Raw genomic sequence first — 25,710 nt, forward strand, 5'->3', positions numbered from 1 at the left:
ATGAAGCGTCTGCTCATCGCCAACCGAGGAGAGATCGCGGTGCGCATCGCCCGCACCGCGCGCACCCTCGGCATCGAGACCGTCGCCGTGGTGTCGGAGGCGGACCGCGAGGCCCTCATCACCGAGGTCGTGGACGCGGTCGCCGTGATCGGCCCGGCCCCCGCCGCACAGTCCTACCTCTCGCAGGACGCCATCCTCGACGCGGCCCGCACCCACGGCGCGGACGCGATCCACCCCGGCTACGGCTTCCTCAGCGAGAACGCCGGCTTCGCCCGCCGGGTGATCGACGCCGGACTGGTGTGGGTGGGTCCCGATCCCACGACCATCGAGCTGATGGGCGACAAGGCCCGCGCGATCGTCGCCGCACGAGCGGCCGCCGTCCCCACCCTCCCCGGCAGCGACGGAGCCCTGGGCGACGACGACGACGCGCCGGCTGCGGCCGCCGCCGTGGGCTTCCCCCTCCTGATCAAGGCGCGCGCGGGCGGCGGGGGCCGCGGCATCCGTCTCGTCCGCTCCCCCGACGAGTTCGACGAGGCGCTCTCCATCGCCCGCAGCGAAGCGCGCGGCTCGTTCGGCGACGACGCGGTGTACCTCGAGCGCTTCGTGAATCACGCCCGTCACGTCGAGGTGCAGATCCTCGGAGACGGTCGGGATGCCATCCACCTCGGCGACCGCGACTGCTCGATGCAGCGTCGATCGCAGAAGGTCCTCGAGGAGGCACCGGCGCCGGGACTCTCCGACGCCACGCGCGAACGCATCCGCCAATCGTCGGTCGATCTGGCCCGCGCGTGCGGATACTCCGGGGCCGGAACCGTCGAGTTCCTCTACGATCCGGCATCCGGAGACGCGTTCTTCATCGAGATGAACACGCGTCTCCAGGTGGAGCATCCCGTCACCGAGACGCTGACCGGGCTCGACCTGGTGGCAGAGCAGCTGCGCATCGCCGATGGCGAACCGCTCTCGCTGACGCAGGACCAGGTCGAGCTGAACGGCCACGCGATCGAATGCCGCATCAACGCCGAGGACCCCGCGCGCGGGTTCTTCCCGAGCCCCGGCACGATCGAGCGCTTCTCGTGGCCCGAGGGCGTGCGGATGGATGCCGGCTTCCGCACGGGCTCGGTGGTGACACCGTTCTACGACTCCCTCGTGGCGAAGCTCATCGTGCACGCCGACGATCGCGACACGGCGATCCGCGCCATGTCGAGCGCTCTCGCGGACACCGTGATCGACGGCATCCAGACGACCCTCCCCCTCCATCGCGCCCTCGTGGACGCCCGCGCGTTCCGGGACGTGGCGCACTACACGACGTTCATCGAAGCCGAACCGGAAGCGTGGAACCGCTCATGACCGATGTCTCGATCGCCCCCGCCCGTCTGACCTGGGGAGGGGATGAGTTCCTCTTCGCCGAGATCGACGAGGCGATGGGGCTCGCCGCCAACTTCCGCGCTATGACCATCGCGCGCGGGGTCGCCGACCGCGCCCTGCCGGGGGTGATCGACATCTGCCCCGCGAACGCGTCGTTGCTCATCCGCTTCGATCCCGATGTGCTCTCGGCGGAGACGCTCGAGAGCGTCGTCCGAGAGATCGAGGCCGGCGCGACGGATGCCGACGACGTTCTGCGCACGCGGATCATCGAGGTGCCCGTCTGGTACGACGATCCCTTCACCGCAGAGACCGCGCAGCGCTTCCGCGAGGGGTACCACCAGGACCCGTCGTCGGGCGATCTCGACTATGCGGCACGGGTGAACGGGCTCAGCGACAAGGCGGAGTTCATCCGACGCCATCATTCCCAACCGTGGCTGGTGTCGATGGTCGGCTTCGTGGCGGGGCTTCCGTTCCTGTACCAACTCGTCGATCGCGAGCAGCAGCTGGAGGTGCCGAAGTACCTCAGCCCGCGCACCGACACGCCCCGGCTGACCCTCGGTCACGGCGGGTGCTTCGGGGCGATCTACTCGGTCCGCGGGGCGGGCGGCTACCAGATGTTCGGCATCGTCGCCCCACCCATCTATCAGCCCGAGCAGACGTTGCCCGACTTCGTCGAGTCGTCCGTGCTCTTCCGCGCCGGAGACATCGTGCGCTTCCGCCCCGTTGACGAGGCGGAGTACACCCGCATCCAGGATGAGGTCGAGGCTGGCACCTACCGCTACCGTCAGGCTCCCGTCACCTTCTCGCTCGGCGCCACGCTCGCCGACCCGCTCGCCGCCAACCGCACGATGATCGAGGTTCTCGATGGCATGTGAAATCCGCCAGCCCGGACTGGCCACCACCGTTCAAGACCTCGGTCGCATCGGGCATTACGCGCTGGGGTTCCCTCAGGGCGGGGCGATGGACCAGGAGTCCGCGCGCCTCGCGAACGCGCTCGTCGGCAATGGTCCCGAGGCGGCCGTGCTCGAGTGCGCGTACATGGGTCCGGTCATCGCCGCGACCGCTCCGATCGAGATCGCCGTCACGGGCGCGCCCATCGAGGTCCGCGTGAACGGTGCGCCGCGCCCCGCCTGGACGCGTCTGCGGCTCGAGGCGGGCGACGAACTGTCCTTCGGCGTCATCCAGGGCGGCACGCGATTCTTCATCGCCCTGCGCGGCGGGATCGATGTTCCTCTCGCCCTGGGGAGTCGCTCGACCTACGCGATCGGCGGGATCGGCGGAATCGAGGGCCGGGCGCTGCGCGCCGGAGACGTCGTGGAGACCCTCGAGCCGACCCACCCGCTACCCGCCGGCGACACCATCGCCGAGTCCGACAGGCCCGTCTTCTCTCGCGAGCAGGAGGTGCGCATCATGTTCGGCCTCTACGACCACCTGCTCTCGAGCGAGGGGCGCCGTCGCCTCGTCGAGGAGGACTGGACGCTCACCCCCACCGCCGACCGCATGGGACTGCGCTACTCGGGTCCCGGCGTGGAGTGGAGGGAACGCGAACAGCCCTTCGGCGCGGGTCAGGACCCCTCGAACATCGTCGACGCCGGGTACGCGGTCGGCTCGATCCAGATCCCGGGCGGTACGCAGCCGATCGTGCTGCACCGCGACGCTGTGTCGGGCGGCGGCTACGCGATGGTCGCCACCGTCATCAGCGCCGACATGGACCTCGTCGCTCGCGCCGCTCCCGGCACGCGCACCCGGTTCGTCGCGGTGGACAGGGAGTCGGCGTTGAACGCGCGGGCGGAGCGTCGCGCACGGGTCGCCCGCATCGTGACCTCGCTCTGACGCCACGCCGACCTCGTGGCATCCGCCCCACCCCACGCGTGAACGCGACTCGCACCCGGGAGCACGACCTCGCTGCGTTCTCGTGCGCGGACCGCGTTCGTGCGTGAACGGGGCCGGCGCACGGTGCCCGCACACCGGAACGCCCCGCCCCTCGCGAGAGGGACGGGGCGTTTCGAGCCGGGTCAGATGCCGGGGTAGGTGCGCTCGGCGGCACCCGTGTACAGCTGCTGCGGGCGGCCGATCTTCGTCTGGGGGTCGCTGATCGCCTCGCGCCACTGGGCGAGCCAGCCGGGCAGACGGCCGATGGCGAACAGCACCGTGAACATGCGGGTGGGGAAGCCCATCGCCTTGTAGATCACGCCGGTGTAGAAGTCGACGTTCGGGTAAAGGCGACGCTCCTTGAAGTAGTCGTCCTCGAGGGCGATCTGCTCGAGCTCCTTCGCGAGGTCGAGCAGCGGGTCGCTGACGCCGAGTGCAGTGAGCACCTCGTCGGCCGACTCCTTGACGAGCTTCGCGCGCGGGTCGTAGTTCTTGTAGACGCGGTGACCGAAGCCCATGAGCTTGACGCCCTGCTCCTTGTTCTTCACCCGCTCGACGAAGCGCTCGACGCTCTCGCCCGAGTCGCGGATGCGCGCGAGCATCTGCAGGACGGCCTCGTTCGCGCCACCGTGCAGGGGGCCGGACAGCGCCTGGATGCCGGCGGAGATCGACGCGAACTGGTTCGCTCCGGTCGAGCCGACCAGTCGCACGGTCGAGGTCGAGGCGTTCTGCTCGTGGTCCTCGTGCAGCATCAGCAGCAGATCGAGGGCCTTCGTCATGACCGGGTTGGCCTCGAAGGGCTCGCTGTGCACGCCGAAGTTCAGCTTGAGGAAGTTGTCGACGAAGCCGAGCGAGTTGTCGGGGTACAGGAACGCCTGTCCGATGCTCTTCTTGTGCGCGTAGGCCGCGATCACGGGGAGCTTCGCGAGCATGCGGACCGTGTTCAGCTCGACGTGCTCGGGGTTGTGCGGGTCGGACTCGGCCTCGTAGTAGGTCGAGAGTGCGGCCGTCGCCGCCGAGAGCACCGACATGGGGTGCGCGGTGGGCGGCAGCGCCGAGAAGAGGCTCTTCAGGTCTTCGTGCAGCAGCGTGTGACGGCGGATCCGCTCGTCGAAAGACGCCAGCTCGGATGCCGAGGGCAGCTCGCCGTAGATGAGCAGCCACGCGACCTCGAGGTAGGTGCTGTTCTTCGCCAGCTGCTCGATGGGGTATCCGCGATAGCGGAGGATGCCCTGGTCGCCGTCGATGTAGGTGATGTCGGACTTCGTCGAGGCCGTGTTGACGAAGCCGTAGTCGAGCGTGGTGTGACCGGTCTGCTTCGTCAGCGACGCGATGTCGATGCTCGGAACGCCGTCGGTGCCTCGCAGGACCGGGAATTCTGCGGTGGTGCCCCCTACCGTGAGAGTGGCCTTGTCCTGCTGCGTGCCCGCGTCGCTCACCGCGCCTCCTTGCGATTTCTGGTCGCCCGTGTGGTCGACCGCGGGGCTTGCGGCACCCCGCGATCTTCTCGCCCGCTGAATGCCACGGGAATGGCATTCGGGTCGGCGGGGCGCACGGAGGATGACCCCGGACGACCTGCCTTTACAGCCTAGTAGGCACTCCGGCGTACAGATGACACCGCTAAAGGTTGCCCCCATCGAATGGAGGGAACCTCCTGGTCAGGCGCGTAGACGCTCCGCGGCGGCCGCGATGCGCTCGTCGGTCGCGGTGAGCGAGAAGCGCACGTGGTTCGGGAAGTGGGTGCCGTAGAAGTGCCCCGGTCCCACCAGGATGCCCAGATCGGCGAGCCGGTCGACGCTCTCCCACGCGTCGCGCCCCTCGGTCGCCCAGAGGTACAGGCCGCCCTCGCTGCGGTCGATCGTGAAGCCGGCGGCCTCGACGGCGGGCTTGAGGACCGCGCGACGACGAGCGTAGCGCTCGCGCTGCGCGGCGACGTGCTCGTCGTCGCCGAGGGCGACGGTCATCGCGCGCTGCACGGGCGCGGGAGGCATGAGTCCGAGATGCTTGCGCCCGGTCAGCAGACGCGAGACGAGCGCGGGGTCGCCCGCGAGGAACGCCGCGCGATATCCCGCGAGGTTCGACTGCTTGCTCAGCGAATAGACCGAGAGCACGTCGGTGAGGTCGCCGTCGACGACAGCCGGGTCGAGGACGCTCGGGACGGGCTGCGCATCCCACGGGGCGTCCCAGCCCAACTCGGCGTAGCACTCGTCGGAGGCCAGGACGGCTCCGATCTCGCGCGCTCGGGTCACGGCATCCCGAAGCTCGTCCGTCGACAGGACGCGCCCGTCGGGGTTGCCGGGTGAGTTGATCCAGATCAGGCGCGCGTTCGCGGGCCACGAGGAGGGATCGTCGGATGCCACGGCCTCGGCACCCACGAGACGCGCTCCGACCTCATAGGTGGGGTAGGCGGCGCGCGGGTGGACGACGGCGTCGCCCGGGCCGAGACCGAGGAGCAGGGGCAGCAGGGCAACGAGCTCTTTCGATCCGACCGTGGGCAGGACGTTCTCGGCCGAGAAGCCGGGGACGCCGCGACGGCGGTGATACCACTCGGCGATGGCCTCGCGCAGGGCCGGGGTGCCCGCAGTCTGCGGGTAGGCGTGCGCGTCTGTCGCGTCAGCCAGAGCCGCGGCGACGACACCGGGAGTCGGGTCGACGGGCGAGCCGATCGACAGGTCGACGATGCCGTCGGGGTGGCGTCGGGCGCGTTCCGCGTACGGGGCGACCGCGTCCCACGGGTAGTCGGCGAGGTCGGCGACGCCCACGGGTCAGTGCGCCTGCGGGGGCAGTGCGGTGATGACGGGGTGGTCCTTGGCGATCACGCCGACCTTGGCGGCACCACCGGGCGAGCCGATGTCGTCGAAGAACTCGACGTTGGCCTTGTAGTAGTCGGACCACTCTTCGGGGAGGTCGTCCTCGTAGTAGATGGCCTCGACGGGGCAGACCGGCTCGCACGCACCGCAGTCGACGCACTCGTCGGGGTGGATGTAGAGCGATCGTTCACCCTCGTAGATGCAGTCGACAGGGCACTCATCGATGCAGGCGCGGTCTTTCACATCGACGCACGGGAGGGCGATCACGTAAGTCACCCGCCCAGTCTAATCGTGCGGGGGCGACCCACTCCGCCGCCGAGCCCGCGGGCTTAGGATTCGGCCGGGCGCGCGGGCGCCTGCAGCTTCGAGAAGTCGGGCCACAGGGCGACGAGCACCATCAGGGCCGGGCCGACAACCGTCCAGACCAGCGGAACCCACTCGGTTCCCGCGGTGGGAGCCGCCACGATCGCGGAGCCGCCCGGCCCCACCTGCGAGAAGAGGTACGTGGCCGCGGTGATGCCGAGTCCCCCCGCGAGGGCGTTCACGCGATCGCCGGTGAGGGTGCGCAGCGCGATGAGCAGGGCCGCGCTGCCGATCGTCGCGAGGATCAGGCCGACCGGCACGGGACCGACGAGGAAAGCCTGGCCGACGGTGCCCGCGGCTCCGTAGAAGGCTCCGACGAGAAGAGCCACCACCCAGCCGACGACGCGAAGAATCGTGGAAGTCACCGCCCGAGTCTAGGCGGGACGGCTATGGGTCGGCCGGGGCGCGTCACGCCGCCCACCCCCAGAGCCGCAGCAGCGCCGCCGTGAGGGCAGCCGCGGCGACCACGACGAGAAACGGAGCACGCGCCCAGAGCAGCAGGGCCGCGACACCGACCGCCGGAAGTCGCGCGTCCACGACCACCGCCGACCCCGCGCCGAGCGTCTGCACCATCACGAGGGCGGAGAGCAGGGCGACGGTGAGGAGATCAGCGATCCGCGCGGGGCGCGGCTTGTCGAGCCAGTGAGCGGGAAGCAGATAGCCCGTCGCCTTGAGGGCGACGCAGATGATGGATGCCGTGAGCACCGCGGTCCACAGGGTCATGGCATCCGCTCCCCTGTCGCCGGCGGCGTGGCGGGCCGGGCGTCGAACAGCCCCACCGCGACCGCGACTCCCGCCGCCGCGATCACCGGAATCCCCAGCATGAGCCACGACGTGAGCAGCGCGGCGACGATCGCCGCTCCCGCGGCCACCGCCAGCGGCTGACGTCCGCGAAGACGGGGCCACAGCAGCGCGAGGAAGGCGGCGGCCGCTGCCGCATCGAGACCGTAGGCACGGGGGTCGCCGAGCACGTCGCCGAGGAGCGCGCCCACGAGGGTCGAGAGGTTCCAGCCGACCCAGATCGCGATGCCGGTGACCCAGAAGCCCGCCTGTCGGGCTCGGGGTTCGTCCTGCGCGAGGCCCACCGCGACGGATTCGTCGATCGTGAAGTGCGTCGCCGAGGCCTTCCGCCAGAATCCCCCCGCGATGACCGGAGCCATGCGCATGGCGTAGGCGGCGTTGCGCACCCCGAGCAGCACCGACGACGCGATCGCCGCGGGGGCTGCGGCCACTCCCCCGGCCGCGATCACGCCGACGAAAGCGAACTGCGACCCGCCGGTGAACATCAGCAGGCTCAGCACGCAGGTCTGCCAGATGTCGAGACCGGATGCCACGGACAGGGCGCCGAACGAGATGCCGTACGCGCTCGTGGCGAGGGCGACGGCAAGGCCCTGCCGAGCGGCGACGCCCTCGGGTGTTCGGTGAAGCGAACGCATGGACATCATCGTGAACGATCGGACGCTCGTTCGTCAAGTCGAACATCCGGATGCTATAATGAACACATGAGCGACCTCAGCGACCGCATCGCCGTGAGCCTGCGCCGCGAGCGAGAGAGACGCGACCTCAGCGTCTCGGAACTCGCCCGGCGGGCGGGAGTCGCCAAGGCCACCGTCTCGCAGCTCGAGAACGGGGGCGGCAACCCCAGCGTGGAGACCCTCTGGGCGCTGGCCTCGGCGCTCGAGATCACCTTCGCCGACTTCGTGGACGAGGGAGCGCACTCCCCCACCCTCATCCGGGCCGGCGGAGCATTCACGGCCGTGGCCTCTGCGGCATCCGATTACGTCGCCGTCCTGCTGTCGGCGAGCCCCCCGCACGCTCGGCGCGACATCTACCTGCTCTCGGCCGAACCGGGAGCCCCCCGCCGATCCGAGCCGCACCCCCGGGGCACGATCGAGCACCTCGTGATGGTCTCGGGTCGAGGACTCGTCGGCCCGGCCGACGCCCCGTTCGAGCTCGCGCCCGGCGACTACCTGTCGTACGCCGGCGACGCCCCGCACGTCTTCGAAGCACTGACCCCGGGCCTGAGCGCCGTCTGCGTCGTCGAGTCCCGCTGACACGGCATTCGCGCCGGCAGGGCCGGGCACGGGAATCTCGTGCGGGCACGTCCCGCGTCTTCGAGATGCCCTTCTCCTCGGTGTATCCGCTGTGCGTCGCGAAGGTCGAACGCTCGGGGCGCACGACGAACGAGCTCGAGACGGTGATCCGCCGGCTCACCGGCTTCGCTGAGGTGATGCGCGCGGGGGCGTCCGTCGAGAGCTGACGCCCGCGGGTCCGAGCACAACCGCGGACGAATTTCCCGACACGCCGCCCGCCCCCACCAGATCCCCGCGTGTCGCCGAAATCCCCCGCCGTTGCGTACGCCCCGGCATCCGGACGCCACACACCCCGCCGACCCCCAAACGCGAACGGTCCCGCCGAGCACCAGGCTGGGCGGGACCGTTCGGGACGCGGGTGCTTACGCGTTGGCATCCTGGCGCTTCAGGCGCGAGGCGGTGCGGCCGCGCTCGGTCGCGTCGAGCACGACCTTGCGGATGCGCACCTTCTCGGGCGTGACCTCGACGCATTCGTCGTCGCGGGCGAACTCCAGCGACTCCTCGAGCGTGAGGATGCGCGGGGGCGTCATCGACTCGAAGGAGTCGGAGGTCGACGAACGCATGTTCGTGAGCTTCTTCTCCTTGGTGATGTTGACGTCCATGTCGTCGGCGCGCGAGTTCTCGCCGATGACCATGCCCTCGTAGACCTCTTCGGTGGGCTGCACGAAGAAGCTCATGCGCTCCTGCAGGGCGATCATGGCGAACGGGGTCACGACACCCATGCGGTCGGCGACGATCGAGCCGTTCTGACGGGTCGTGATCGAGCCCGCCCAGTCGTCGTAGCCGTGCGAGATCGCGTTGGCGATACCGGTGCCGCGGGTGATCGTGAGGAACTCGCTGCGGAAGCCGATCAGGCCGCGCGAGGGCACGACGAACTCCATGCGCACCCAGCCGGTGCCGTGGTTCGTCATGTTGTCCATGCGACCCTTTCGGGCGGCCATGAGCTGCGTGATCGCACCGAGGTGCTCTTCGGGAGCGTCGACGGTCAGGTGCTCGAAGGGCTCCTTGAGCTTGCCATCTTCACCGCGCTTGGTGACCACCTGGGGCTTGCCGACGGTGAGCTCGAAGCCCTCGCGACGCATGTTCTCGACAAGGATCGCCAGGGCGAGCTCGCCTCGACCCTGGACCTCCCACGCGTCGGGGCGTCCGATGTCGACGACCTTGAGCGAGACGTTACCGATCAGCTCGCGGTCGAGGCGGTCCTTGACCATGCGGGCGGTGAGCTTGTGGCCCTTGACCTTGCCCATGAGGGGCGAGGTGTTGGTGCCGATGGTCATCGAGATGGCCGGGTCGTCGACGGTGATCGCCTTCAGCGGGCGCACGTCCTCGGGGTCGGCGATGGTCTCGCCGATGGTGATGTCGGGGAAACCGGCGATGGCGACGATGTCACCGGGGCCGGCGTCTTCGGCCGGGTAGCGCTCGAGGGCGCGGGTCTTCAGCAGCTCGGTGACGCGGGCGTTGCTGGTGGTGCCGTCGGCACGCACCCAGGCCACGGTCTGGCCCTTCTTGAGCGTGCCGTTGAACACGCGCAGCAGAGCGAGGCGACCGAGGAACGGCGAGGAGTCGAGGTTGGTGACCCAGGCCTGCAAGGGCGCCTCGTCGTCGTAGGCGGGAGCCGGAACGTGCTCGAGGATCGCGCCGAAGAGCGGCTCGAGGTCTTCGTTGTCGGGCAGCGAGCCGTTGTCGGGGCGGTTGAGCGACGCGGCACCCGCGCGGCCCGAGGCGTAGACGACGGGAACGTCGAGCAGGGCGTCGACGTCGAGGTCGGGCACATCGTCGACCAGGTCGGACGCGAGGCCCAGCAGCAGGTCGTGCGCCTCTTCTTCGACCTCGGCGATGCGCGCGTCGGGGCGGTCGGTCTTGTTGACCAGCAGGATGACGGGCAGCTTCGCCTCGAGAGCCTTGCGCAGCACGAAGCGCGTCTGGGGCAGCGGGCCCTCGGACGCGTCGACGAGCAGCACCACGCCGTCGACCATGGACAGACCGCGCTCGACCTCTCCGCCGAAGTCGGCGTGACCGGGGGTGTCGATGACGTTGATCGTCACCGGCACGTCGGAGTGGATGCCGTTGTACGTGATCGCCGTGTTCTTGGCGAGGATCGTGATGCCCTTTTCGCGCTCGAGATCGTTCGAGTCCATCGCACGCTCTTCGACGTGCGCGTGGTCGCCGAACGAGCCGGTCTGGCGGAGCATGGCGTCGACGAGAGTCGTCTTGCCGTGGTCGACGTGCGCGACGATCGCGACGTTACGGAGGTCAGGACGAAGGGCGTGCGCCATGGAGGGTCTCCAGGAAAATTCGGGGTGATGCCCGGAATCGGGCCTGCCTAGTCTACCGGGCGCCTGCGACACTCCCGGGCAGAAGACGTTCAGGAAGCGACGCGCCAGGAAAAAGGGGCGGGATCCCGCAGGATCCCGCCCCTCTTCGTCACCGGATCAGGAGTTGGCGAAGCCCACGATCGTCCAGTCGATGGTCTCGAACTGGGTGGCGCCCCAGTTCACGAGACCCTGCTTGACGGCGTAGACGTTCGGCAGCGGCGCGATCGGGATGATCGGCACGGACTCCCAGAGCACCTTGTCGATCTCCTGTGCGGTCTGCAGGCGCGCGTCGGGGTCGAGCTCCGAGTTGGCCTTGGCCCACAGGGCGTCCAGGCGCGGGTCGGCGATGCCGGTGTAGTTCTGCGCCGAGTCGACGGGCGTGAACAGCGAACGGCTCGACGAGATCGGATACGCGGTGCCCTGCCACGAGAACGTCACCATCTCGAAGTCACCCTTGATGATGTAGTCCGAGAAGTAGCTGCCGACGGGAACCGAGACGAGCTCGACCGGGATGCCGACCTCGGCGAGGTCCGCCTGGATCTGCTCGGCGCGCTGGATGTTCGTCGTCGTGTCGGCCGGGACCGTCACCTTGAACGAGAGCGCGGTGCCGTCCTTGGTCCAGGAGTCGCCGTCCTTCGTGTAGCCGGCGGCCTCGAGGTACTTGGTGCCCGCATCGACGTCGTAGGGCAGGGAGTCGTCGGTGTACCCGTCCTGGCCGGGCATGAAGATGTAGCTGCCCTGCGTGATGGCGGGAACGCCGACCGGCGAGTTCGCGTTGTTCGCGATCTGACCGCGGTTGACGATGGATGCCACGGCCTTGCGGACGTTGACGTCGGCGAGCGGTCCGCTCGAGGCGCGCATGGTGATGTGCGTCCAGGTCAGACCGTTGGACGCCTGGATCTCGGCGCCCGGGACGTTCTGGGCCGTCTGGTACAGGTCGGCGTTGGAGCTGATGTTCAGCGCGTCGATCTCACCGTTGCTGAACGAGGTGCCCTGTTGGCTCTGGCTCACGGCACGGAACACGACCGAGTCGAGCTTGGGCTTGTCACCCCACCAGTTGGGGTTCGGCTCGAGCGTCGCGACACCGGCCGTCGAGTCGAAGCTCGCGAGCTTGAAGGGGCCCGAGGACGGGAGCGCCTTGGTGAGGTACCCGGTGTTGAAGGTGTTCGGGTCGTTGGCGACGCTCGCGGGCAGCACCTGGCCGAACAGGCTCTGCCAGTCGGCGAACACCGACGAGAAGGTGATGACGACGTCGAACTGGTCGGTGCCCTGCTCGACGGAGGAGATCTGGTCCCAGCCGGTCGTCGAGATGACGACGTACGCAGGGTTGCTGCCGTTGTTGGCCTTCCAGGTGGCCTGGTAGTCGGCGACGGTGATGGGCGTGCCGTCTTCCCACTTGGCATCCGGGTTGAGCTTGATCTCGACCTTCTGGGGGTCGGTGCTGGTCAGTTCGACGGAGGACGCGTAGTTCTTGTCGACGACGGGCTTGCCGTCCTCGCCGATCCGGATGGGGCCACCCTGCATCGCCGCGACGATGTTGTTGGTGTTGACCTCGTTGCCGTCGATCTGGAAGTTGTTCCAGTTCACGGGCATGGAATCGACCGCGAGAGTGAGCGTGCCGCCGTCCTTGACGTCGGAGGCGTCGGCGCGAACCCACGCGGTCGAGGGCAGCGAGTTCTGGTCTTCGGGGTTGGCCGAAGGGGCCGCCGTGTTGCCCGGCGCGCACCCGGCGATCGCCAGGGCCGCGGCGCTCAGCAGCGCGAGAGCGCTGAGAGCCTTCGCTTTACGCATTCTCATGTGATCAATCCTCTCGTTGGTGATCGGGAAGGGCCCCCGCCGACGTGGTGCCGTCGGTCGGGGACGTTCGGGGGGATCCGAGCGGCACCGTCTCGAGGACGAGGTCGGATCGTTCGGCGTAGTGGCACGCCACCTGGGAGTGCGCCTGGGTGCGCAAGCCCGGGTCGTCGTTGTCGCACCGGCGCCGGTCCGCGTCGGGCAGCAGGCGGTAGAGCGGGCACCGCGTGCGGAAGCGGCATCCCGAGATCTCCTGCGTGGGACTCGGAAGGTCGCCGTCGAGCAGGATGCGCGTACGCGCACGCTCGATGCGCGGATCCGGGATGGGAGCCGCCGAGATGAGGGCCTTGGTGTACGGATGCCGTGGGTCGTCGAACACCTCGTCGACGGGGCCCTGTTCGACGATGCGTCCGAGGTACATGACCGAGACGTCGTCCGCGATCTGACGCACCACCGCGAGGTCGTGCGCGACGAACAGGAACGAGAGCCCGAGTCGCTCCTTCAGGTCTTCGAGCAGGTTGATCACACCGGCCTGGATCGACACGTCGAGCGCCGAGACCGGCTCGTCGAGGACGACGACCGCGGGGTCGGTCGCCAGGGCCCGCGCGATGCCGATGCGCTGACGCTGCCCGCCCGAGAACTCGTGCGGATAGCGGTCGGACATGTTCGGGTCGAGCCCCACGAGGTCGAGCAGCTCCCGCATCTTGCGATCGCGCTCGGCACGCGGGACGCCCTGCACCAGCAGCGGTTCGGTGATGACTTCGCCGACCGGCAGGCGCGGGTCGATCGCGCCCATCGGATCCTGGAAGACGATCTGGATCCCCTTGCGCAGCACCGCCTTGTCTCTGCGGTTGACCGTGGCGACGTCGGTGCCGTTGATGTGGATGCTGCCGCTCTGCGGGGCGACCATCTCCATGATCTCGAGGATCGTGGTGGTCTTGCCGCAGCCCGACTCCCCCACCAGGCCCATCGTGCGACCCGGTTGGATCGAGAACGAGATGCCGTCGACGGCGCGGACCGTGCCGACGCGACGAGGGAAGACCGAGCCCTTCATGAGCGGGAAATGCTTCACGAGGTCGGTGACCTCGACGGCGGGGGTCACGTCGGGGCGGAGCGGCGGGATCTCACCCAGCGCCTCGGGCCGCGGGAAGATATCGGGCCGCGCAAGGGCGCCGGAGGCGATCTCGCCCGAGCGGATGCACGCCGCGACATGGTCGGGCACCGTCCCGTGGACCTCCAGGACGGGCTCGATGTCGTGGCACGCGTCGATCGCGATCGGGCAGCGCGCGGCGAACGGGCACCCCTTCGGGAGGGCGGCGAGGGACGGCGGGCGCCCCTCGAGCGGGACCAGTCTGTGCGAACCCGCGGTCTGCATGTTCGGCACCGAGCGCAGCAGGCCCACCGTGTACGGCATGTGCGGATCGTGGAAGATCTCGTCGACCGTCCCTCGCTCGACGAGCTTGCCGGCGTACATGACCGCGACACGGTCGGCGTGACCGGCGACGACGCCCAGGTCGTGCGTGATGAGCACCACGGCGGCGCCCGTCACCTCCCGGGCCTTCTGCAGCACCTCGAGGATCTGGGCCTGAATGGTGACGTCGAGAGCGGTGGTCGGCTCGTCGGCGATGATCACGCGCGGGTCGTTCGCGATCGCCATGGCGATCATCGCGCGTTGACGCATACCGCCCGAGAACTCGTGGGGGTACGCGCGGGCCCGACGCTCGGCATCCGGGATGCCGACGAGCTTGAGCAGCTCGACGCTGCGGGCCTGCGCCGCCTGGGCGCTCAGAGCGCGATCGTGCAGACGGAGTCCCTCGGAGATCTGGTCGCCGACCGTGTAGACCGGGGTCAGTGCCGACAGGGGGTCCTGGAAGACCATCGCCAGCTCGGCGCCGCGGATCTTCGACAGCTGCCCGTCGTTCATCCCGAGCAGGGAGCGCCCATCGTAGAGGATGTCGCCCTCGACCTGCGCGTTCGAGGGCAGCAGCCCCATCACGGCGAGCGACGACACGCTCTTCCCGGAGCCGGACTCCCCCACGATGCCGAGGAACTCGCCCTCGTGCACGTCGTACGAGATGCCGCGGACCGCACGGACCGGAGCGCCGTCACGCTGCGGGAAAGTGACGCTGAGGTCGCGGACCGACAGCAGCGGCGAGCGGCCGGTCGAGGACAGCATGGTGGCGGATCGGGTGTCAGTCACGGTTCGCTCCCGAGGTGGGGTCGATGGCGTCGCGCAGGGCGTCGCCGATGAGGCTGATGGCCAGGAGCAGCACGATCAGCACGCCGGCGGGGTACACGAACAGCCACGGGCGGGTCACCGCGGCCGACGTGCCCGACGCGAGCAGTGTGCCGAGCGAGACGTCAGGCGCCTGGACGCCGAAGCCGAAGTAGCTGAGCGAGGTCTCGGCCATGATGGCCGAGACGATGCCGAGGGTTGCGTCGATGATGAGCAGCGACGCGATGTTGGGAATGATGTGGCGGCCCAGGATCTGCCGGGTCGGCATGCCCATGTAGCGCGCCGCGCGGACGAAATCGCGGTTGCGCAGCGACCGCGTCTGGTTGCGCACGACCTGGGCGAGGATCATCCAGCTGAACACCGCGAGGAAGAACGTCAGCGCCAGCCACGACAGGCCGCGTGTCAGCGGGCTCAGCAGCACGAGGATGAAGAACGACGGGATGACGAGCAGAAGGTGGATGAGCCACCCGATGACCGCGTCGATCTTGCCGCCGAGGTAGCCGGCGAGCGAACCCACGGCCGCCGCGATCAGCGTGGCGCCGATACCGGCGAGGGCGCCGATGATGAGCGACTTCTGCAGACCCACGAGGGTTTGGGCGTAGATGTCCTGACCGATGCCGTTGGTGCCGAACCAGTGCAGTTGGGTGGGCCCGAGACCGACGTTGAGGAAATCGCGCTGGGTCGCGTCGTAGGGGTACAGCAGCGGGCCGACGAAGGCCCAGAGCACGATGAAGACGAGGATGCTCGCCCCCACCCAGAAGCGCGGCATCTTGCGCAGGCGCGAGCGGACGAGCGCTCCGCGCGAGAGCGGCTTGCGGTCGCGGGTGACAGGGCTGGTGGCGACGAGCGATCCGTCGAGGGCCTCTTCCTGCATGGTCATGTCAGCTCCTCACTCTCGGGTCGAGTGCGGCGTAGAGCACCTCGGACAGAGTCGACGACAGCAGCACCAGCACGGCGACGAACAGGGTCGAACCCGCCACGGCGTTGATGTCCTGCTGAGTGACGGCGTTGAGCTGGAACTGCCCCATGCCTCGCCACGAGAAGACGATCTCGAGCATGGTGGAACCGGCGATCAGGGTGCCGAAGCTGTAGGCGAAGAAGGTGGACATCGGGATGAGCGCGATGCGCACCCCGTGGCGGAAGAGCGCCTGGGTGCGCGGCAATCCCTTCGCGCGGGCCGTGCGGATGTAGTCGGCCCCAAGCACGTCGAGCATCATGCTGCGCTGGTACCGCGAGTACGACGCGGCGCTGATGAGCACCAGCGCGAGGGTCGGCAGCAACAGGTGCACCGCGCGGTCGGCGACCATCGGCCAGAACCCCTCGACCCCCGCGGTGTACTCCCCCGTGAAGCGGATGAGCTGAGTGCCCGCGGCGTTGTTGAGGTTGGTCGCACCGATCATCAGGAGAACGCCGATGACGAAGGTCGGCGTCGCGAAGACGAGGTACGAGGCATAGGTCGTCACCTGATCGGTGGCACGGTACTGGCGCACCGCTCCCCACACGCCGATGAGGACACCGACGACGGCACCGATCAGCGATCCGATCAGCAGAAGACGAAGGCTGGTTCCGGCGCGCGTCGCGATCTCGGTCATGACGTCCTGGCCGCCGATCGTGTTGCCGAGCGAGAACTTCGTGAACAGGTTCACGAGCCAGTTCCACAACCGCACGAGGATCGGCACGTCGGGGTTGGCGCCGAGAGCATCCAGGCTCGCGACGATCGACTCCTGAGGGGGACGCGGGTTCATACCGTAGAAGCGGTCCTGGGGTCGCAGCAGAGCGCTACCGAGCACGTACGCCAGGCACGTCGCCAGCAGGCTCAGGACGGCGTAGTTCACGAACCGTCGTAGAACGTACAGCGTCATGAGGTGCGCGAGCCCGTCCGGAACACATCGGGGGTCAGCATCATGGGTGGTCCTCTCGCCTTCGAGATCCCCGCCTATTCGTTTGCCTGGCTAAGGATCTTCAGCGACCCTACGTCGGCTTCCCATGAAACGCGTGCCGGGGGAACACACTTTTCACGACCGTAACAAAGCTCTTACATGGCGCTTTGTCACCACGGTCTCCATCGAGCGCAGCATCGCGCTCAGCCGAGACCGCCTGAGATGAACAAAGCGATGATAACCCAGCAGATCAGAACCAGCAGGGAAATGACCGAGGGAATGTCCCACGAGCGGCGCACGACACCGCTCTTCGAGGCAGTGCGGCGCGCGGTCTCCCACGCCTCCTGAATGAGCTGCAGATCACGGATCGCGGGAGGCTCGCGACGACCCCGTGAGTCGTCGCGACGCAGCGGCGGTCGGCCGGGACGCCCCGCGACGGGGCCGCCGAACGCCTTCACGACGCGCGGCTCGTCGGTACGGATCTCGAGCTGCCAGCGCATGTCGATATCGGCGACACGCGCCCAGGCGACGTCGACGACGCGCAGCGGATTGTGGATGCGGATGCCATCGGCATCGATGCGCACGTGAGGGGCGAAGAGCAGGGCGTAGACGGCCCACAGCGCCAACAGCACCCACGGCGCCAGCAGGAGCATCTCGCCGACGCCGGCGCGGAGCGCGGCATCCCCCAAGAGCACGACCGCGAGCACCGCGCCGACGATCAGGCCCACGATCGACGACGGGGCGCGGAACACCCGTGGGTGCTCCGCGCCCCGAAAGCGCTCGTCGCGTGTCACGCGCCGCCCAGTGAGAGCGAGGCGCCGGGAATGGCGTCGAGCAGGCGCTGCGTGTACTCCTGCGACGGCTGGGCGAAGATCTCGTCGACCGTGCCCTGCTCCACGAGTTTGCCGCGCTCCATGACGCACACCAGGTCGGCGGCGACGCGGACGACGGCGAGGTCGTGCGTGATGAACAGGTACGTCAGCCCCAGCTCGGACTGCAGCTCCGCCAGCAGCTGGAGGATCTGCGCCTGCACGAGCACGTCGAGAGCCGAGACGGCCTCGTCGAGCACGAGGATGTCGGGCTTGAGCGCGAGCGCACGCGCGATGGCGACGCGCTGACGCTGTCCGCCGGACAGCTCGTTCGGATAGCGGGATGCCAGCTCCTGCGGCAGAGCGACCTGCTCGAGCAGCTCTTCCACACGGGCGCGGCGCGAGGCACCGTCACCCACCTTGTGGATGTTGAGCGGCTCCGCGATCAGGTTGCCGATGCTGCGGAGCGGGTCGAGCGAGCCGTACGGATCCTGGAAGACCGGCTGCATGCGGCGGCGGAGGTTGAAGGTGTCCTTCGCGTTCAGCTTGCCGGTGTTGACGCCGTCGACCTCGATCGAGCCCGAGGTGGGTTCCTCGAGCTTGAGCACCATCTTCGCGATCGTCGACTTGCCGGAGCCCGACTCGCCGACGAGGGCGAGCGTCTTGCCACGCGGGATCTCGAACGAGACCCCGTCGACGGCGCGGAACTGCTCGCTGCGGAACCCGCCCTGGCGGATCTTGTACTCCTTGACGAGGTCGGTGACCTTGACCGTCGCGGGAGCGTCGATGTCGGACTCGCGCAGGATGCCGCGGTCCTCCACCTTCGCCTGGATGCGCTGCGAAGCGATGCTGGGGGCGGCCGCCACCAGTCGCTGCGTGTACGGGTGCTGCGGGTTCTCGAGGATCTCGCGGCTGGGACCCGACTCGACGATCTCGCCCTGGTTCATCACGACGATCGTGTCGGCGCGCTCCGCGGCGAGCCCCAGGTCGTGCGTGATGAGCAGCACCGAGGTGCCCCGCTCGCGAGTGAGGGATGCCATGTGGTCGAGGATGACGCGCTGCACGGTGACGTCGAGAGCCGAGGTCGGCTCGTCGGCGATCAGCAGCTTCGGGTCGGCCGCGAGGCCGATACCGATGAGCGCGCGCTGGCGCATACCGCCCGAGAACTGGTGCGGGTACTGGTGCAGTCGACGCTCGGCGTCGGCGAGACCGGCCTGCTTCAGCACCTCGATCGCGCGCTGCTCGACCTCTTTGCGGCCGGTGGCGATGCCGTTCGCGCGGATCGCCTCCTTGACCTGGAAGCCGATGCTCCACACGGGGTTCAGGTTCGACATCGGGTCCTGCGGGACGTAGCCGATGTCCCTGCCGCGTACCGACTCGAACTGCGTCTGGCTGAGGTCGGTCAGCTCGCGCCCGTCGAGGGTGATGCTGCCGGCGGTGACGTGTCCGGTGCCGGGGAGCAGACCGATGACCGCAGACGCGGTCGTCGACTTGCCCGAACCGGACTCACCCACGATGGCGACGGTCTGACCGGGATACACGTCGAGGCTGACTCCGTGCAGGACCTCGCGCGTACCGCCTTCTCCCTCGAACGCGACCTTCAGGTCGCGCACGGACAGCAGCGGCGTCATGGTGGCGTCGCTCATCGGCGGGCCCTCGCTCTCGGGTCGATGGCGTCTCGGATGAGCTCGCCCAGCAGGATGAAGGCCAGCACCGTGACCGTCAGGGCGACAGACGGCCAGATCAGGGCCAGCGGCGCGATACGCAAGGACTGCTGCGCCTGACTGATGTCGTTACCCCACGACATGGTGTCGCCGCCCAGGCCGACACCGAGGAACGACAGCGTCGCCTCCGCGACGATGGCCGCCGCGAGGCTGATCGTGGTGACCACGAGCAGAGGGGCGATCGCGTTCGGGATGACGTGCGTCAGCAGCGTGCGGAAACGCGTCTGACCGAGCGCCTGCGAGGCCGCGACGTAGTCGGCCTGACGCACGCGCAGTACCTCGGCGCGCACCACGCGCGCCGTCGACGCCCACGCGAACCCGCCGATCGCGAACGCCAGGGTGACGACGTTGCGGTACTGCGAGAACACGCTCATCACGACGATGGCCGCGAGGATGTAGGGAATCGAGAAGAAGATGTCGCCGACGCGCGAGATGACCGCGTCGAGCCATCCGCCGTAGAAGCCCGACAACGCACCCATGATCAGGCCGATGATCGTGCCGATCGCGGTCGCGAGCAGACCGACCGACAGCGACGTACGCGCTCCCCACACGATGCGGGAGAAGGTGTCGCACCCCTGGAACGTGAAGCCCAGGATGTGGCCCGAGGCGGGACCGGCGTTGCTGTTGGACAGCTGGCAGTCGTTGTTAGGCGGCACCTGGGTGAACAGCGTCGGCCACACGGCCATCAGGATGACGACGGCCATGACGGCCAGCGCGATCCAGAACGTGGGGCGGCGACGGAGGTCGCGCCACGCGTCGAGCCAGAGGTTGCTCTTACGGGCGGCGACGCGAACGGCGTCGACCGAGATGGTCTCGGTCTTGATCGGCGCGACATAGTGCGGCGCCGGGAACTGACTACTTGACATAGCGGATCCTCGGGTCCAGGAGGCCGTACAGGAGGTCGACGACGAGGTTGACCAGCACGTAGATGATGACGAAGACGGTCACGAACGAAACGACCGTGGGTCCCTCGCCGCGGATGGTGGCCTGGTACAGCGTGTTGCCGACACCGGGGATGTTGAAGATGCCCTCGGTGACGGTGGCGCCGACGAGGAGCACCCCGAAGTTCGTCGCGGAGTTCGTGATGACCGGGATGAGAGAGTTGCGCAGCACGTGCACGGGGATGACGCGGCGACGCGACAAGCCCTTGCTGTAGGCGGTACGCACCCAGTCCTGGTTCAGCGTGTCGATGACCGAGCCGCGCATCAGGCGCATGCTCGTGGCGAAGAGGCTGAAGCCGAGCACGATGGCGGGCAACCACAGGTCGCCCCAGTTGTTCTGGGCACCCACGGTGGGTTTGAACCAGCCGAGCTGGATGGCCAGGAAGTACTGAGCGAGGAAGCATGCCACGAAGATCGGCAGGGCGACGAACAACAGGGCCACGATGAGCGCGACGTTGTCGAACAGCTTGCCCTTGCGGATGGCCGAGATGGTGCCGACCACCACAGCGAGGACGAGCTCGATGGCCAGGGCCATCACCGCGAGGCGACCGGTCACGGGGAGCGTGCGTGCGAGCACCTCGTTGACGGACTGACCCGAGAAGGTGGTGCCGAGGTCGCCCCGGAAGATCCCGCCGATGTACAGGAAGTACTGGACGATGAAGGGCTGGTCGAGGTGGTACTGCGCGCGCAGGGCTTCGACGACCTGGGGCGCAGGGGTCTTGTCGCCGAAGAGACCGAGGATCGGGTCCCCCGGCATGGCGAAGACCATGAAGTAGATCAGCAGGGTGGCCCCGAAGAACACGGGGAGGACCTGCAGCAGACGTCTGAGGATGTAGCCGAGCATCCGCTCTCTTTTCGAACGTGGGAAACGCCTCATCCGACGTTGTCAGGGGGGCATGGACCGCGAAAGGACCCGTGCCGTTTTATCACACGTCGTGATGAGGCCTGGCTGGCAGACCGCGAGGCGGTGACGAATCCGTCACCGCCTCGCGGGTGAGATCGGAAGGGTTACTTCGTGATCTCGTAGTACAGCGGAACCGAGTTCCACCCGAACTGGACGTTGTTGACGCCCTCGGCGTAGCCGCCGGTGACGTTCGAGTACCAGAGCGGGATGGCCGGGAGGTCCTTCAGCAGGATCTCCTGAGCCTTGGCGAAGTCGGCGTTCTGCGCCCCGAGGTCGGTCTCGGCGATGCCGGCCGTGATCTGCGCGTCGAACTCCGGGTTCGAGTAGTCACCGTCGTTCGACGAGGCGCCCGTGGCGTACAGCGGCGCGAGGAAGTTGTACGCACCGGGGTAGTCGGCCTGCCAGCCCGAACGGAACGTGGTCTCGATGCTGCGGTTGGTGACCGCCGAGCGCAGTTCCTTGAACGTCGGGTAGGGCGCGCCCGAGGAGTCGATGCCGAGCGTGTTCTTCAGCGAGTTCGTCACCGCGTCGACCCAGGACTGGTGTCCACCGTCGGCGTTGTAGGCGATCTGGAGCGAGCCGCTCCAGGGCGAGATGGCGTCGGCCTGGGCCCACAGCTGCTTCGCCTTGTCCGCGTTGAACTTCAGCACGTCGGCGCCCGAGAGCGAGTCCGACCAGCCCGCGATGACCGGCGAGGTGAAGTCGCTGGCCGGGGTGCGCGAGCCCTGGAAGATCGTCTTGGTGATCTCGTCGCGGTTGATGGCCATCGAGATGGCCTGACGACGGAGCTTGCCCTCTTCGCCGCTGAAGTGCGCGAGACGCTCGGGGATCGTGAACGACTGGAAGATCGCTGCCGGCTGGTTGACCGCGCGGTCCCCCAGGTCGGACTGGAACGTGGCCAGCGACGACGAGGGAACCCCGTCGATCACGTCGACGTTGCCGCCGAGCAGGTCGGCGTATGCGGCATCCTGGGTGGCGTAGAAGATGATCGAGAGACCACCGTTCTCAACCGTGCGACCGCCCTGGTAGTCGTCGTTCTTGACGAGGTCGATCTGCACGTTGTGCTGCCAGGCACCCTCGCCCTTGAGCTTGTAGGGGCCGTTGCCGATGGGGTTCTCACCGAAGGCGGCCATGTCGTTGAACGCGACGTCGGGCAGCGGGAAGAACGCCGAGTAGCCCAGGCGCAGCGCGAAGTCGGCGGCCGGCTTCGACAGAGCGATCGTGAAGGTGTAGTCGTCGACCTTCTGGAGACCGGTGAGCTCGGAGTCAGCGTCGTAGCTGAAGCCCACGATGTCCTCGAAGAACGAGCTGCTGACCTGGTTGTTCGAGAGCTGGGCGCCGTAGTTCCACGCCTTGATGAAGTTGTCGGCCTTGACCTCGGTGCCGTCCGTGAACTTCTGGCCCTTCTTCAGGGTGACCGTGAGGTTCTGGGGGTCGTTGGTGACGATGGACTCGGCCATGTCGTTGACCGGGGCGCCGGTTCCGTCGTAGTAGACCAGACCCGCGAAGATCGAGTCGAGGATCTTTCCTCCACCGACCTCGTTGGTGTTGGTGGGGATCAGCGGGTTCTGCGGCTCGGAGCCGTTCGTCCGAATGATCGCCGTGGCGTCGCCGCCCGATGACGAGCCGCCGCCGTTGTCTCCGCCGCCCGAGCAGCCGGCGAGCATAAGCCCGACAGCTCCCAGCAGGGCGAGGCCGGAGAGGGCAATCTTGTTGCGCTTCACAGTTCCTCCAGGGAAGGGATGATCGTCGCCCATGCAGGGCTTTCGCGCAGCACAAGGCGCGGGAAAGATCCGTCGGGCAGGATGAGAACACACTAGGCACGTTTACCCAGGTGCCCCAAACTCCTCTGAAAAACGTTACACAGCATTTACTCGAGAGGCTCTCCATGGAGCAATCTGACAAGCCGGTCCGGTCACGCGGCGGCGCAGACTGGACGTATCCTCCCGCCATCGCGCGCACGGAGACCTACCGGCGACGCCGGCTCGGGTGGGAGATCGCCATCGTGCTGCTCGTCAGCGTCGGTCAGTCCGCGATCTACTCGGTCGTCTCCTTCGTGCGTGCGGCGACGCGTGCGCCCATCTCGCAGCAGCAGACGCAGCTGAACCCCTCACGCAGCGCCGAGCCGCTGTGGGACGCGATCTACCAGTTCCTCGACATCTTCTTCTCGCTGGCCCTCGTGGCCCTGGCCGTCTATCTGCTGTGGGAACCGACGAGCAACGCCCTCCGCCGCATCGGCCTCGATTTCCGACGCTTCGGCGGCGACGCCGCGCGCGGGCTGCTGCTGGTGGTTCTCATCGGCGCCCCCGGGATCGGCGTGTACGCGATCGGCCGGGCACTCGGGCAGAGCATCGCGGTCATCCCCGCTCCCCTGGACTCGTCGTGGTGGGTCATCGCGCTGCTCGTCCTCGCGGCACTGCGAGCCGGCCTCACCGAGGAGGTCATCTTCCTCGGGTTCCTCTTCGACCGCCTGCGTCGTCTCGGCTGGTCGTGGACGGGGATCATCGTCTCGACGGCCCTCCTGCGGGGTAGCTACCACCTCTACCAGGGATGGCCCTCTGCACTCGGCAACGTCGTGATGGGGCTGGTCTTCGGCTGGTGCTACAAGCGATGGGGTCGCGTGATGCCCCTGGTGGTCGCACACACGATCATCGACATCGTCGCCTTCGTCGGATACCCCCTCGCGGCAGCGTGGTGGCCAGGGATCTTCGCTCCCACCCCCGCGCCGTCTCCGAGCTCCTGAGAGTCAGGACTGAGGCGGCGACCAGGTCCAGAACGCCGGCGGCAGCCCGTTGGGCTCGGAGGTGTAGGTCACTCCCCCGACGCCCGCTGCGCTGACCACGGCGCCCGTGCGCTCCAAGAGCGGCACTCCCGCGTACGCGGCGAACAGCGACCGGTCGATGAGCTTCGCCTCCGACAGCACGTCGACGGGATCGGTGTGCGTGGTGAGGTCGTCGAAGAGCTCCTGGGTGTCTCCCCCGTCGATGCCCTCCGCGATGCGGTCGCGGGCCGAACGATAGAGGCTCTCGTCCTCGCCGACCCACGAGAGGGTGGCATCCGGAATCTCCGTCGCCGTGGCGGCTCGAACGGCGATGCCCGCCTTGGCGGCCATCGACACGATCCGCGGGAACACCAGCGAAGACGTGGGATCGGTCGCGTCGTAGGCCACTCGAAGCACGGCCGCCCGGTCGTTCAGGGCGGAGCGGGCGGCGTTCACGTCGGCTCCGGTCCCGGGAGCGCCGTTCCCCGACACGAGATCGTTGTAGAGCTGGCCGGTCGCCGGCGAGGAGAGGAAGGACTGCAGCGGCTGCGCGTTGGGACGGACGGCCCCGAGCACGTCTTGGACGAGGGATGAACGGTCGAGCGACAGAGTCGTCGCCTGACGAAGATCGGATGCCGTCGTCGTGGCGAACCGCAGCTGCAGCGTCTCTGACGTCGGCCCTACCTGGACGGTGAAGCCCGCATCGGTCAGCGTCTTCTGCTCCGCGACGTCGAGGTCGCCGACGTTGGCCACATCCACCGTCCCCGCTTCGAGAGCCGACAACTGCGCGGCTCGATCCGGGAAGAACCGGACGGTGAGGCCTTCGAGGCCCGGAAAATGCGCGCCCTGGTAGCTGTCGCGTCGAGCGAGCTGGAGGGTGTCGGCCGTGATCTCCGAGACGGTCCACGGGCCCGAGGAGACGACGCCCGCGGGATCGGGGGTGGTCCCCGGTGCGACGTCGAAACCGGTGTTCCATGCCTGAGCGGCGGCGGCCAGCACGGGGTTCGGCGCGACCGGCGCCTGCGGGTCGCCCTCGGGCACGGTGAGGATCGCGGTGAGCAGGTCCTTGACGCTGACGCCCGCGCGCTGCGCGACGACGTGCACGGGACGATCGAGCAGCCATTGGCGATTCCAGTCGGCGAACGGCTGGTCGTAGGTGAGCGTGAGCTTGTCGTTCGCCCGGTCGAGACGGGGTCGCGTCGTACGAGCGTTGGGATCCGCGGGCAGCGCGGTGTCGAAGTAGCGCGTGCCCGAGACCAGCTGGCCGTTCGCGTCGTAGGTGGCGTCGTCGAAGAAATGCGAGGTGACGGCCCACCCGAACAGGAGATCGTCGAGCGTCACCGGAGTGCCGTCCGACCACACGCGGTCTGAGAACAGCTCGTAGCTCACGGTGAGCGGGTCGCCTTCGACGCGCGTGATGCGGCCGAGGCCGTTGTTCGGCACGACCTGCAGGTTTCCGTCCAGCGATCCGAGCTTCTCGTCGAGGAGAGCTGACACCGCCCGGTTGGCGGCCGTGTCGCCCGTAGCGCTGGCCGCGTTGAAGCTCGTGAGAGAACCGACGACACCGACCGTCAGACTCGTGCGCTGCTCCTTCGCCGGCTCGGGCGCGGGGTCGGCAGCCGAGCAACCGGCCAGCGCGAGCCCTGCGGCGACGAGGAGCGCGATCACGCGTCCCGGCCCGCCACGGCGTCGAGTCGGTCGAGGAACGTCGTTCAGCCCGTGGTGCACAGGGGCACTTTACTAAACGCCTCCTGAGGATCTCCCGGTCTCCTGCGGGCACCGGTCCGGCTCTGTCCGCCGGGGCGATGTTTCGCGGGCCGCGAGGCTGCATCCCGCTGACAAA

General features: G+C 68.4%; 23 protein-coding genes. 6 read left to right on the forward strand and 17 right to left on the reverse strand.

Going from position 1 to position 25,710, the window contains the following annotated elements; all coding sequences use genetic code 11:
* From NE358_RS10100 to NE358_RS10110, 3 genes are read left to right on the forward strand one after another with little or no spacing between them, the layout of a single operon-like run.
* On the forward strand, positions 1-1,347 hold the full coding sequence (locus NE358_RS10100; RefSeq protein ID WP_289938147.1) for an acetyl-CoA carboxylase biotin carboxylase subunit: 1,347 nt from the start codon (positions 1-3) through the stop codon (positions 1,345-1,347).
* Positions 1,344-2,240: a 5-oxoprolinase subunit B family protein gene (locus NE358_RS10105; protein ID WP_289938149.1), complete on the forward strand. Its 897-nt coding sequence runs from the start codon at positions 1,344-1,346 to the stop codon at positions 2,238-2,240. Before NE358_RS10100 ends, NE358_RS10105 begins: the two co-directional genes overlap by 4 nt.
* Entirely contained in the window at positions 2,230-3,198 is a 969-nt protein-coding gene (locus tag NE358_RS10110; protein WP_289938151.1) for a 5-oxoprolinase subunit C family protein, read from the forward strand. The genes NE358_RS10105 and NE358_RS10110 overlap by 11 nt, the downstream gene beginning before the upstream one ends.
* A gap of 182 nt (positions 3,199-3,380) precedes the next feature.
* On the opposite strand, the gene NE358_RS10115 is transcribed toward NE358_RS10110, so the two are convergent.
* The 6 genes from NE358_RS10115 to NE358_RS10140 form a co-directional block, all read right to left on the reverse strand.
* A complete protein-coding gene (locus NE358_RS10115; RefSeq protein WP_289938153.1) occupies positions 3,381-4,676 on the reverse strand; it encodes a citrate synthase in 1,296 nt (431 codons plus the stop codon).
* Positions 4,677-4,895: 219 nt separating this feature from the next.
* The gene (gene dapC, locus NE358_RS10120; protein ID WP_289938155.1) at positions 4,896-5,999 is read right to left on the reverse strand and encodes a succinyldiaminopimelate transaminase; all 1,104 of its coding nucleotides are present in this window, start codon (positions 5,997-5,999) and stop codon (positions 4,896-4,898) included.
* A gap of 3 nt (positions 6,000-6,002) precedes the next feature.
* Positions 6,003-6,323, reverse strand: coding sequence for a ferredoxin (gene fdxA / locus NE358_RS10125; RefSeq protein ID WP_055836218.1), 321 nt, complete (start codon positions 6,321-6,323; stop codon positions 6,003-6,005).
* 53 nt (positions 6,324-6,376) lie between these two features.
* Complete coding sequence (locus tag NE358_RS10130) at positions 6,377-6,775, reverse strand: histidinol dehydrogenase (protein WP_289938161.1); 399 nt, start codon at positions 6,773-6,775, stop codon at positions 6,377-6,379.
* 43 nt (positions 6,776-6,818) lie between these two features.
* A complete protein-coding gene (locus NE358_RS10135; protein WP_289938163.1) occupies positions 6,819-7,133 on the reverse strand; it encodes an AzlD domain-containing protein in 315 nt (104 codons plus the stop codon).
* A complete protein-coding gene (locus tag NE358_RS10140) occupies positions 7,130-7,846 on the reverse strand; it encodes an AzlC family ABC transporter permease (RefSeq protein ID WP_289938166.1) in 717 nt (238 codons plus the stop codon). Before NE358_RS10140 ends, NE358_RS10135 begins: the two co-directional genes overlap by 4 nt.
* Before the next feature lie 66 nt (positions 7,847-7,912).
* On the opposite strand from NE358_RS10140, the gene NE358_RS10145 reads away from it, so the two are divergent.
* Together NE358_RS10145 and NE358_RS10150 are read left to right on the forward strand one after the other, a co-directional pair.
* The gene (locus tag NE358_RS10145) at positions 7,913-8,464 is read left to right on the forward strand and encodes a helix-turn-helix domain-containing protein (RefSeq protein ID WP_289938168.1); all 552 of its coding nucleotides are present in this window, start codon (positions 7,913-7,915) and stop codon (positions 8,462-8,464) included.
* A 65-nt stretch (positions 8,465-8,529) separates the two neighbouring features.
* Entirely contained in the window at positions 8,530-8,670 is a 141-nt protein-coding gene (locus NE358_RS10150; RefSeq protein WP_289938170.1) for a DUF2200 family protein, read from the forward strand.
* 195 nt (positions 8,671-8,865) lie between these two features.
* Here NE358_RS10150 and typA read toward each other — a convergent pair whose 3' ends face one another.
* The 10 genes from typA to NE358_RS10200 form a co-directional block, all read right to left on the reverse strand.
* Positions 8,866-10,779: a translational GTPase TypA gene (typA, locus tag NE358_RS10155; RefSeq protein ID WP_289938172.1), complete on the reverse strand. Its 1,914-nt coding sequence runs from the start codon at positions 10,777-10,779 to the stop codon at positions 8,866-8,868.
* 156 nt (positions 10,780-10,935) lie between these two features.
* Positions 10,936-12,615: an ABC transporter family substrate-binding protein gene (locus tag NE358_RS10160; protein ID WP_180993491.1), complete on the reverse strand. Its 1,680-nt coding sequence runs from the start codon at positions 12,613-12,615 to the stop codon at positions 10,936-10,938.
* 4 nt (positions 12,616-12,619) lie between these two features.
* The gene (locus NE358_RS10165) at positions 12,620-14,812 is read right to left on the reverse strand and encodes an ABC transporter ATP-binding protein (protein WP_499317749.1); all 2,193 of its coding nucleotides are present in this window, start codon (positions 14,810-14,812) and stop codon (positions 12,620-12,622) included.
* The gene (locus tag NE358_RS10170; RefSeq protein ID WP_103210907.1) at positions 14,805-15,728 is read right to left on the reverse strand and encodes an ABC transporter permease; all 924 of its coding nucleotides are present in this window, start codon (positions 15,726-15,728) and stop codon (positions 14,805-14,807) included. The genes NE358_RS10165 and NE358_RS10170 overlap by 8 nt, the downstream gene beginning before the upstream one ends.
* Before the next feature lies 1 nt (position 15,729).
* Entirely contained in the window at positions 15,730-16,683 is a 954-nt protein-coding gene (locus tag NE358_RS10175; protein WP_499317751.1) for an ABC transporter permease, read from the reverse strand.
* A gap of 248 nt (positions 16,684-16,931) precedes the next feature.
* Complete coding sequence (locus NE358_RS10180) at positions 16,932-17,480, reverse strand: PH domain-containing protein (protein ID WP_246078222.1); 549 nt, start codon at positions 17,478-17,480, stop codon at positions 16,932-16,934.
* A 38-nt stretch (positions 17,481-17,518) separates the two neighbouring features.
* A complete protein-coding gene (locus NE358_RS10185) occupies positions 17,519-19,183 on the reverse strand; it encodes an ABC transporter ATP-binding protein (protein ID WP_103210910.1) in 1,665 nt (554 codons plus the stop codon).
* A complete protein-coding gene (locus NE358_RS10190) occupies positions 19,180-20,127 on the reverse strand; it encodes an ABC transporter permease (RefSeq protein WP_103210911.1) in 948 nt (315 codons plus the stop codon). Before NE358_RS10190 ends, NE358_RS10185 begins: the two co-directional genes overlap by 4 nt.
* The gene (locus tag NE358_RS10195) at positions 20,117-21,046 is read right to left on the reverse strand and encodes an ABC transporter permease (RefSeq protein WP_103210912.1); all 930 of its coding nucleotides are present in this window, start codon (positions 21,044-21,046) and stop codon (positions 20,117-20,119) included. The genes NE358_RS10190 and NE358_RS10195 overlap by 11 nt, the downstream gene beginning before the upstream one ends.
* A 164-nt stretch (positions 21,047-21,210) precedes the next feature.
* On the reverse strand, positions 21,211-22,830 hold the full coding sequence (locus NE358_RS10200) for a peptide ABC transporter substrate-binding protein (RefSeq protein WP_219728538.1): 1,620 nt from the start codon (positions 22,828-22,830) through the stop codon (positions 21,211-21,213).
* Between the two features lie 164 nt (positions 22,831-22,994).
* Here NE358_RS10200 and NE358_RS10205 point away from each other — a divergent pair, with 164 nt between their 5' ends.
* Positions 22,995-23,849: a CPBP family intramembrane glutamic endopeptidase gene (locus NE358_RS10205; protein WP_258027984.1), complete on the forward strand. Its 855-nt coding sequence runs from the start codon at positions 22,995-22,997 to the stop codon at positions 23,847-23,849.
* 3 nt (positions 23,850-23,852) lie between these two features.
* On the opposite strand, the gene NE358_RS10210 is transcribed toward NE358_RS10205, so the two are convergent.
* Positions 23,853-25,595, reverse strand: a complete 1,743-nt coding sequence (locus NE358_RS10210; RefSeq protein ID WP_289938203.1) for an ABC transporter substrate-binding protein — start codon at positions 25,593-25,595, stop codon at positions 23,853-23,855.
* Between the last annotated feature and the right edge of the window lie 115 nt (positions 25,596-25,710).

The sequence above is a fragment of the Sphingomonas sp. G5 genome, assembly GCF_052660795.1.